Annotated in this window: 10 protein-coding genes; 1 reads left to right on the top strand and 9 read right to left on the bottom strand. The window is 70.0% G+C overall.

Features of this window, described 5'->3' with window-relative positions; translation table 11 throughout:
* The 9 genes from E3T24_RS11080 to E3T24_RS11040 all read right to left on the bottom strand — a co-directional run.
* The coding region (locus E3T24_RS11080) for an SRPBCC family protein (protein ID WP_134434621.1) at positions 1–570 on the bottom strand (570 nt) is incomplete at its 3' end.
* Positions 570–1,460: a VWA domain-containing protein gene (locus E3T24_RS11075; RefSeq protein WP_134434620.1), complete on the bottom strand. Its 891-nt coding sequence runs from the start codon at positions 1,458–1,460 to the stop codon at positions 570–572. The genes E3T24_RS11080 and E3T24_RS11075, both read right to left, overlap by 1 nt.
* Positions 1,461–1,848: 388 nt before the next feature.
* A complete protein-coding gene (locus tag E3T24_RS11070; protein WP_134411190.1) occupies positions 1,849–2,769 on the bottom strand; it encodes a MoxR family ATPase in 921 nt (306 codons plus the stop codon).
* A gap of 92 nt (positions 2,770–2,861) precedes the next feature.
* Complete coding sequence (locus E3T24_RS11065) at positions 2,862–3,374, bottom strand: nucleotidyltransferase family protein (RefSeq protein ID WP_241978690.1); 513 nt, start codon at positions 3,372–3,374, stop codon at positions 2,862–2,864.
* On the bottom strand, positions 3,358–4,287 hold the full coding sequence (locus tag E3T24_RS11060; protein WP_241978689.1) for an XdhC family protein: 930 nt from the start codon (positions 4,285–4,287) through the stop codon (positions 3,358–3,360). The genes E3T24_RS11065 and E3T24_RS11060 overlap by 17 nt, the downstream gene beginning before the upstream one ends.
* 9 nt (positions 4,288–4,296) lie before the next feature.
* Positions 4,297–6,294, bottom strand: a complete 1,998-nt coding sequence (locus E3T24_RS11055) for an aerobic carbon-monoxide dehydrogenase large subunit (RefSeq protein WP_134434619.1) — start codon at positions 6,292–6,294, stop codon at positions 4,297–4,299.
* The gene (locus tag E3T24_RS11050) at positions 6,291–6,788 is read right to left on the bottom strand and encodes a (2Fe-2S)-binding protein (protein ID WP_134367217.1); all 498 of its coding nucleotides are present in this window, start codon (positions 6,786–6,788) and stop codon (positions 6,291–6,293) included. The genes E3T24_RS11055 and E3T24_RS11050 overlap by 4 nt, the downstream gene beginning before the upstream one ends.
* A 5-nt stretch (positions 6,789–6,793) precedes the next feature.
* Positions 6,794–7,672 (bottom strand): xanthine dehydrogenase family protein subunit M, encoded by an 879-nt coding sequence (locus E3T24_RS11045; protein ID WP_134367215.1) that lies wholly within the window; start codon positions 7,670–7,672, stop codon positions 6,794–6,796.
* Between the two features lie 274 nt (positions 7,673–7,946).
* Positions 7,947–8,585: a TetR family transcriptional regulator C-terminal domain-containing protein gene (locus E3T24_RS11040; RefSeq protein WP_134367213.1), complete on the bottom strand. Its 639-nt coding sequence runs from the start codon at positions 8,583–8,585 to the stop codon at positions 7,947–7,949.
* 94 nt (positions 8,586–8,679) lie between these two features.
* On the opposite strand from E3T24_RS11040, the gene E3T24_RS17660 reads away from it, so the two are divergent.
* Positions 8,680–9,003 carry a hypothetical protein gene (locus tag E3T24_RS17660; RefSeq protein ID WP_198419676.1) on the top strand — a complete coding sequence of 108 codons (324 nt, stop codon included), beginning with the start codon at positions 8,680–8,682 and terminating at the stop codon, positions 9,001–9,003.
* Positions 9,004–9,064: the final 61 nt, after the last annotated feature.

Here is a 9,064-nt window from a genome sequence, read left to right as displayed (position 1 = left end):
CGCCGGTGCGGCTGCCAGGGGCGTCGCCGCGGGGGGCGCGGCGGGTGCGGCGGCTGGCGGTGCGGCGGGCGGCTGCTCCGTGCTCGTCCCGCCCTCGCCGGCCTTGCCCGCGACCGCCGCGGGACCTTCGCCGACCATCGCCTGGAGGTTCTCCGCGAACAGGGCCATCATCTGGTCGGTGACGCTGCCGATGATGCTCCGGCCCATGGCGGCGACCTTGCCGGACAGCGCGGCGTCCGCGCTGACCGTGCCCTTGGTCATCCCCGATTCTTCGACCAGGCTGAGGGTGGCCGTGCCCTGCGAGGTGCCCTGGCCGCGGGTCTCCTGCGCGCGCCCCTCGAACACCGCACGGTGGGCCGTCGCATCCCGCTCGAGGACGGTCATCTGCCCCTTGTACTGCATGGTCACCGGACCCAGCTTCACTTTCATACCGACCTGATAGGCGTCATCCGACAGCTTGTTCAGCACCTGCGCCCCCGGGACGCAGCCGGCGACACGTTCGAAGTCCATCAGAGTCTTCCACACCTGGTCGATGGGTGCGACGACGGAAAAAGTGCTGTCTATTTGCATTATCGTGTCCTCTGATTCTCGGGTGGGCGATTCTGGAATGGCTGATTCTGGACTGGCGCCGAGCGGTCGGCGCGGATATCCGCCGCCACTTCTGTCAGCGCCGCGTAGCTGTGCCCGCTGACGAACGCGTCGACGTAGGGCAGCGCCGCCGCCATGCCGCCCACCGCCGGCTGGTGGTCCCGGGCCACCTTCCGGGGGTTGACCCAGACGATGCGGTGGGCCAGGCGACGCAGGCGTGCCATCTGGGCGCCCACCATCTCCGGCTCGTCCATCGCCCAGCCGTCGGAGATGACCACGACGACGGCTCCGCGGGCGAGGCCGCGCCGGCCGTGCTCGTCGACGAAGCGGCGGAGGCTCTCCGCCAGACGCGTGCCGCCGGCCCAGTCGTCGACCGAGGCGGCGGCGCGTGCCAGCGCCTGGTCCGGGTTCTGCACCGCCAGCTGTCGGGTGAGCCGGGTCAGCCGGGTCGAGAAGACGGAGGCCTCGGCCTGGGCGCCTGAGACGGCGCCCTGCAGCAGCGAGAGGAACACCCTCGTGTACGGTTCCATCGACCCGGACACGTCGCAGAGGAGGATCAGGCGTCGCAGGCGGGTGCGGCGGCGCCGGTAGACGAGCCGGAGGGGCTCGCCGCCGGTGCGCTGCGCCGCGCGGACAGTACGCCGCAGGTCCAGCCGTGGGGTGGTCGTCGAGGTCTTCCGGACGCGGCGGGTGACCCGTTCCGGCGTGGACAGCCTGATTCGCCGCACGAGCGTGCGGATCTGGGCCACCTCGTCGGGGGCCAGTTCCGCGAAGGACGTGTCGTGCAGTGGCTGCTCGGCCGACGCCACCATCAGCACCGACTCCCGCTCCGGCGCCTCGTCGTTCTCGGGGCCGTCCCCGGCGGGAGCCATCGCAGGCTCCTTCCGCTCCGTCTCCCGGCCGGCCGATTCGGTCGGCCGCTGGTCCGCCGGGGGGTGGGGCGGGTACGAGGTTCGGCCCCGATCCCCGGGGGTGCGTTCTGGTCTCCGCGGCTGTCGGCCGGATCGAGCCGGCCGCCGAAGACGGCGTCGAAGACCCGGTCGAACACAGGCAGCTGCTCCCGGGAGGAGACGAGCACCACCCGGCAGGTCCAATACAACGCGTCGCGATCGGAGTGCGGAAGGAGGCGGAGGGCCTCGGCCAGGCGGGCGGCACGATCCGGGGAGCCCGGAAGCCCGGCGCGTCGAAGCACCGTGGTGAAGCCCGTGGCCAGGGCTGCGGCCTCGACGCTGGAACGCCCGGCGCGGGCATCCGTTTCAGTCATGTTCGCCCCCCCAGCACCCAGGCGGCGCCGCGGCCGACGGCCAGGTCGAGGTCGTCGCGGTTCTTGAGGATGGACCCCCAGGTCTGGTCCACATGCCCGGCTTCGAGCGTCTCCACCCCGAGCACCGTCAACGCGGACACCCAGTCGATGGCCTCGGCGATGCCGGGCGGTTTCGCGAGGTCCAGCGACCGCAGCCGGGTGACGGCCGAGGCTGCCTGCAGGGCGATCGGCCCGGCGCTGTCCGGCACCCGACGGCGCACGATCTCGGCGATGCGCTGGGGGGTGGGGTAATCGATCCAGTGATACAGGCAGCGCCGGGTCAGGGCATCGTGCAGGTCGCGTGTGCGGTTGGAGGTCAGGATGACGATCGGCGGATGCGTGGCCCGCACCGTTCCGAGCTCGGGGATGGTGACGGCCGCCTCGGCCAGCAGCTCGAAGGTGAACGCTTCGAATTCGGCGTCGGCACGGTCGATCTCGTCGAGGAGGAGCATCGCGGGGCGGGGCCCGCGGTGCTCGAGCGCCTGCAGGAGGGGGCGGCGGAGCAGGTACTCGGGGCCGAACAGTTCCGTCTCGTCCAGGTCGGCCTGACGGGCCTCGGCCAGCCTGATGCCCAGCAGCTGGCGCGGGTAGTTCCACTCGTACAGAGCTTCCCCCGCGTCGATCCCTTCGTAGCACTGCAACCGGAACAGGGGCGTGTCCAGCACCCGGGCCAGCGCCTTGGCCGCCTCGGTCTTGCCGACCCCCGGCTCCCCCTCGAGCAGGATCGGCTGGGGCAGGCGCACAGCGAGGAACAACGCCGTGGCCAGCCCGTCGTCGGCCAGGTAGTCGACCCCGTCCAGGGCGGTCAGCAGGCTGGGGACGTCGGGGATCAGCCGCCGGACGTCGTCCTCGGCTCCCGACCGCGCCGCGCCGCTCATCGCGTTCGTTCCCGTTCGGCGAGCGCCCGCTCGTAGTCGGCCTCCGTGTCGATGTCCGGCGGGATCGGTCCGGGCACGACCACCTCCGCCACCTACGGCGCACGCTGGTCGAGGAGTTTCCAGACCGCCTTGTCGCCGTGCAGCGTGGCCAGGTCCGGCAGCATCGACCGGGCGAAGGCGAACGGATGCCCCACGCCGTCGTCGTAGCGGCAGACGGCGAGGGGCGCGTCACCGCGTCCGTCCAGGAGCGCGCGGACGGCCTCGGGGCGCACCCCGGGCTGATCTTCGAGCAGGAGCACGAGCACGTCGGTCTCCGAGTGCAGCGCCGGGATGGCCGCCGCGATCGAGGACGAGAATCCGGTGCCGAATGCGGGGTTGTCGACCAGGTCGCAGCCTCGGGTGTCGACCCGGCGTCGCACCTGGTCCCCGGCCCCGCCGAGCGTTACGACAATCTGGTCGAAGCCGCAGGCGCGACTCGTGTCGAGTACGGCGTCGAGGACGACCCCGTCGCCGAAGGGGAGGAGCTGCTTGGGTCTGCCCATTCGGCGTGACGCCCCGGCCGCCAGGACGAGTCCGGCGGTGCGCAGTTCACGATGCGTTCGCATACCGCTCCGGATCGGCCAGGAAGGTGCGCCGGCAGGACTCCGAACAGACGTGGAAGGTCGCCCCGGCGAATTCGGCTGAGGGTGTGGTGTCGCCGACGGTCACGCTCATCCCGCAAACCGGGTCGATCGCGGCCGGGGCGGTGTCTGCGGCGGGGACGCCGTTCGCCGCCTCGGTTTCCGCGGGGTGGGCAGCCGCTCGTTCGGCGACCAGTTGCGCCAGGATCGACAGGGCGATCTCGGCGGGGGAGCGGGCCCCCAGTTGCAGGCCGGCGGGGCTAAGCACGCGGGCGCGCTGCTCGTCGGTGACGTTCAGGGAAGCGAGCACGGCGGCGCCCCGTGCGTGACTGGCGACGAGACCGACGTACGGCACGCCGGCACGCAGGGCGGCCTCGAGGGCAGGCTCCTCGTCCCGCCCGTGCGACGCCACGATGAGCGCGGCATCGTTGGGCCGCGGCTCGATGTCCACAGAGGCGGCAAGTCCCGCGACGAGTTGCAGGTGCAGGCCGAGCGGCCCGCCCAGCGCCACCAGAGCGTGGGCGATCGGTGTCGAGCCGACGACGAGCACGCGCGGCGACGGCACCGACGGTTCGAGGAAGATCTCGACGGCCCCGCCGCTGAGGCACGGGTTGGACACCTGCACGGCGCCCTCCTCTTGCCGATGGGACGGTTCGCCCGCGACCACCCGGAGCAGGATCGGCTCCCGGGTGGCCAGGCTCTTCAAACCGTATTCGCGCACCGATGACTGCACGCAGGCCCCGCCGACGAACCCCTCCAGCGTTCCGTCCGAAAGCAGCAGGCCCGTGTCCCCGGCCTGGGCGCTCGTCGGATGCTGGGCTCGCACCACGGTGGCGCGCACGAAGGGTTCGCGGCGGCCGGTGAGTTCCTGCGCCCTGGTCGCGAGCGCCTCTCCCATCGCCGACATTTAGATCGGCGGTCGTGGCCGGCCCTGCATGGCCTCCCAGACTCGGGCCGGGGTGCACGGCATGTCCATGTGGGTGATCCCGAAGGGCGCGAGGGCATCGACGACCGCGTTCACGATGGCCGGCGGGGAGCCGACCGTCGCGGATTCGCCGATTCCCTTGGCGCCGATCGGGTGGTGCGGCGACGGGGTCACCGTGAAGCCGGTCTCCCATTCCAGGTCCTCCGGTCTTGTCTCAAGCATGGCCGCGGCGATGAATTTCGCCTTCTCACTCACTTTGCGGGCGACCAGCGCCACGGCCGCGCCGCTGACCGGAGGCGATCGGCTGCCGTAGGTGCCCAGCCCGAACGGCGTCTGGTCGGTGTCGCCGTGAACGACGTCCATATCTTCCGCCGGGATGCCGAGTTCCTCCGCCACAATCTGGGCGAAGGTCGTCTCGTGCCCCTGGCCCTGGCCCTGGCTCTGGCTCTGCACCGAGATGCGCACGACGGCCTTGCCGGTGGGGTGGATGCGCAGCTCAGCCCCGTCGGCCATGCCGAGGCCCACGATGTCCATGTGCTTGCGCGGACCGGCGCCGACGGTCTCGGTTAAGAACGAGATGCCGATCCCCATCAGCTCGCCGCGATCCCGTTTCTCCCGCTGCTCGCGCCGCAGGTCGTCGTAGCCGGCCATCTGCATCGACTTCCGCAGCGCCTGCTCGTAATTGCCGGAGTCGTACTCCCAACCGGTCTTGTTCTTGTACGGGAATTGCTCCGGCTTGATCAGGTTCTTCAGCCGCAACCGGGCGGGGTCCATGTCCAGTTTCCGGGCGAGCATGTCGACGAGCCGTTCGACCAGGTAGACCGCCTCCGTCACCCGGAAGGAGCAGGCGTAGGCGACGCCGCCCGGGGCCTTGTTCGTGTACACCCCGGTCACCTTGCAGTGCGCGGCCTGCAGGTCGTAGCTGCCGGTGAAGATGTGGAAGAAGCCCGCGGGGTACTTCGACGGCTGCGCCGTGGCGTTGAAGGCTCCGTGGTCGGCCAGCACGCTCGACCGCACGGCGAGGATCCTGCCGTCCTTCGTGGCGGCGATCTCACCCTGCATGATGTAGTCGCGGGCGAACGAGGTGGACATCAGGTTCTCGGACCGGTCCTCCATCCACTTCACCGGCCGGCCGGTGACGATGGATCCGACGACGGCGAGGATGTACCCGGGGTGGATTCCGACCTTGTTCCCGAAGCCGCCGCCGATGTCCGGTGAGACGACGCGGATCTTGTGCTCGGGGATCCCGGATACGATCGCGAACAGCGTGCGGTGGGCATGCGGCGCCTGGCTGGTCTCGTAGAGCGTGAGTGCGCCTTCGATCGGTTCGTAGTCCGCGACCGCCCCGCACGTTTCCATCGGCGCCGGGTGCACCCGGAGATAGACCATCTCCTGGGAGACGACGACGTCCGCCGAGGCGAACACCGCGTCGGTCTCGGCCGCGTCGCCCGCCTCCCAATCGAAGATGTGGTTGTCGGTGCGTCCCTCGATGTCATCCCGGATGACGGGCGCGTCGGGGTCCAGGGCCTTGCGAACGTCGATCACCGGGCGGAGCACGTCGTAGTCGACCTCGATCAGTTCGAGCGCGTCACGGGCGGCGTAGCGGTCCTCCGCGACGACGAACGCCACCTCCTGACCCTGGAAGCGCACCTTGTCGGTGGCGAGCACGGCCTGCACGTCGGCGGACAGGGTCGGCGCCCAGGCGAGCTTGAGTCCGAGCAGGTCCTGGCCGGTGATCACGGCCACCACGCCCGGGTGGGCGAGCGCCGCACTCGTGTCGATCGAGACGATGCGCGCGTGCGCGACGGGGGAGCGCAGGATGGCCCCGTGCAACATCCCGGGCAGCACGATGTCGTCGACGTAGTGTCCTTTGCCGCGCACGAAGCGCGGATCTTCCTTGCGCTGGATGCGGCCGTAGCCGATGGGCCGGTCGTCGTCACCGGCGGCCGGGTTCGCGGCGCGTTCCTCGATGATGCTCATGCGGTCACCTCTTCTCCAGCGGTTTCTTCCTGGGTCGCCGGGTGTTGCGCGGCCCACTGCACGGAGCGAACGATGGTCGCATATCCGGTGCAGCGGCACATCTGGCCGGAGATCGCCTCGCGGATCTCGCCCTCATCCGGATGCGGGTTGTTGTCGAGCAGGGCGCGGGCCGTGAGCATCATCCCCGGCGTGCAGAACCCGCACTGCAGGCCGTGCTCCTCCATGAATCCCTGTTGCACCGGGTCGAGGGTGGCGCCGGAGGCGAGGCCCTCGACGGTCGTGATGGAGTGGCCGTCGGCCATCGCCGCGAGCACCGTGCAGGACTTCACTGGCTGGCCGTCCATCAGTACGACGCAGGTGCCGCAGTTGGAGGTGTCGCACCCCCGGTGCGAGCCCGTCAACCGCAACACGTCGCGGATGAAGTGCACGAGCAGCACGCGCGGCTCGGCCTCCTCGGTGATGTCCTTGCCATTGACGGTCATGCTGATCTGCATCGACTTCAGCCTTCCTGTGTTTCGGTTGCGCGCGCGGTCGCACGTCGCAGGACCCGGCGAGTGAGTTCGTCGGCGAGGTGCCGCTTGTAGTCGACCGGACCGCGCTGGTCGGCAACGGGATCGCTGGCCAGGGCGGCAAGCCGGCCGGCCTCCACGAAGAGGTCTTCCCCGGGATGCCGGCCCCGGAGCACGGCCTCGGCTTCGGTGGCTGTTCCCACGATGCCCACGGCGGTGAGCCCGATCCTGACATCGTCGATCGTGCCGTCGGCGGCCAGTGTGACGGATGCCCCGGCGGCCACGACGGCCCAGTCGCCGACTCGGCGTTCGACCTTCTCATAGGCGCTGCCCGAACGCGCGCGGATCGGAATCCGCACTTCGCACAGCAGCTCGTTGTGGGCGACGGCCGTCTCGTACGGTCCGCGGTGGAACTCGCTCATGCTGAGCAGGCGCTCGCCCGCGGGACCGCGGACGACCGCCTGCGCTCCGAGCACCTTGCACACGGTGGAGAGGTCCTCGGCCGGATCGGCCTGGCACAGGGAACCACCGATGGTTCCGCGGTTTCGCACGGTGGGATCGGCGATCACCCGCTCGGCGTCGCCGACGATCGGGAAGAGCCGGGCGATCTCGGCGGACTCGAGAAGCGTTGAGTGCCGGGTCATCGCCCCGATGCGGAGGGTGTCCCCGTCCCGGAGCACGAAGTCGAGTTCGAACACATCGTTGAAGTCGACCAGGCACTCGGGCCTGGCCAGCCGAAGCTTCATCATCGGGAGCAGGCTGTGCCCGCCCGCGACGACCCGGGACTCCGGGCCGTGACGTTCGAGGAGGGCGAGAGCATTGTCGACGGTGCTGGCACGCACGTAGTCGAAGGGAGCCGGGATTTGCACGATTGCCTCCACGTCGAAAGGTGCCTGACCGCAGCGTCAGACACGAATTGAGTCACACATTGCTCCGGGGCAATGCGGTTGTCAACGCGCGTCGCGGGCCGGCCGAGACCCGGAATCGGCTCGTGTCGGGGCGCTCAGAACGGCGGGCCGAAGTGCCGTGGTAACCGCACGAAAGAAGCCCCGGCGAAAATGCCGGGGCTTCGTGCACTGTCTCAACCAGCGCTCGTCCGGTATCAGCAAGGCCGATCCCGGAAGTCTGAGAGTCAGCCTACCGTCAGAGGACCGACCCGTCTGCCGGACCGAGGGCCCCGGAAGGCAAACCCAACTCGTGTTCGGCGACCGTTCGCACGAGTCCGCGCAGCCGTTTTGCGTCGCCGTACCGCACGATCGCGTGTGCGTTCAGCCCGTCGATGATCGCCAACAGCTGCCAGGCCACCGCATCCGGGTCGGCGGTCCGGAACTCCCCACGGGCGCAGCCGGTGGTCAGCAGTCCGGACAGGAAAGCCTGCCAGGCATCCATTTGCACGCCGACCTCAGCCGCCAGCGAGGCGTGGCGACGGCCGAGGCTCCAGGCGTCGAGCCAGACGGCGGTCACAGCGCTGCGTTCGGGACCGAGCAGCGTGTTGATCAGGGCCTGAAGCGTCGCCACCGACGTCTCGCAGGGCGCGAGCTCTTCGGCGACTTCCCCGATCTCGGCCGCGACGATCGCCCCGAATGTCGCCGCGACGAGAACGTCCATGCTCGGCTGGTAGTGGCTGACCAGGGCGGGAGTCACCCCGATCCGGGATGCGACCCCGCGCAGCGTGATGGCCGACAGGCCCTCGACGAGGGCGATCTCCCTCGCGGTGCGGGCGATCTCCGCCGCACGCTCGACCGGCGCCTTCCGGCGGGATGTGCTCTGAACGGTTGACATGAATCCACAGTCTATATATCTTTAGTCATCGTCTATTGATCAGTTGATCAATCAATTGGTGGATCCACACCTAACCTCACCAGGGAGACCCCTCATGCGCCTGATCCTTGCCCCCGGCATCGCCGAACCACTGACCCGCATCACGGACCAGGTCGGCCCGCCCCTCCGGGTCGGACTCGTGCAGCACCGCTGGCACGCCGATGAGGCCGAGCTGCGCGCGGAACTGGCCGAGGGCATCCGTGTGGCCGCCGCCCAGGGGGCCCGGGTCGTCTTCCTGCCCGAATTGACCCTGCGAAAGTACCCCGGCAACGCCCGGGCGGAGGGGGTGCCGAAACGCGGCGCCGAAGACCTGCTGACCGGGCCGACCTTCGCCTCGATCCACCGGTCAGCCTGGCTGATCCGGGTCACCGGCGTTTGATCTGAGGTTTCTGGTGGTGGGCATGGCGGTGCGGCCGGCCCTGCTGCCGGTGGTGTTCCTG

The sequence above is a fragment of the Cryobacterium sp. TmT2-59 genome (assembly GCF_004403545.1).
Taxonomy (GTDB): domain Bacteria; phylum Actinomycetota; class Actinomycetes; order Actinomycetales; family Microbacteriaceae; genus Cryobacterium; species Cryobacterium shii.
The sequence above is the reverse complement of the archived record's forward strand: the minus strand, read 5'-3'. Positions and strand labels throughout refer to the sequence as shown.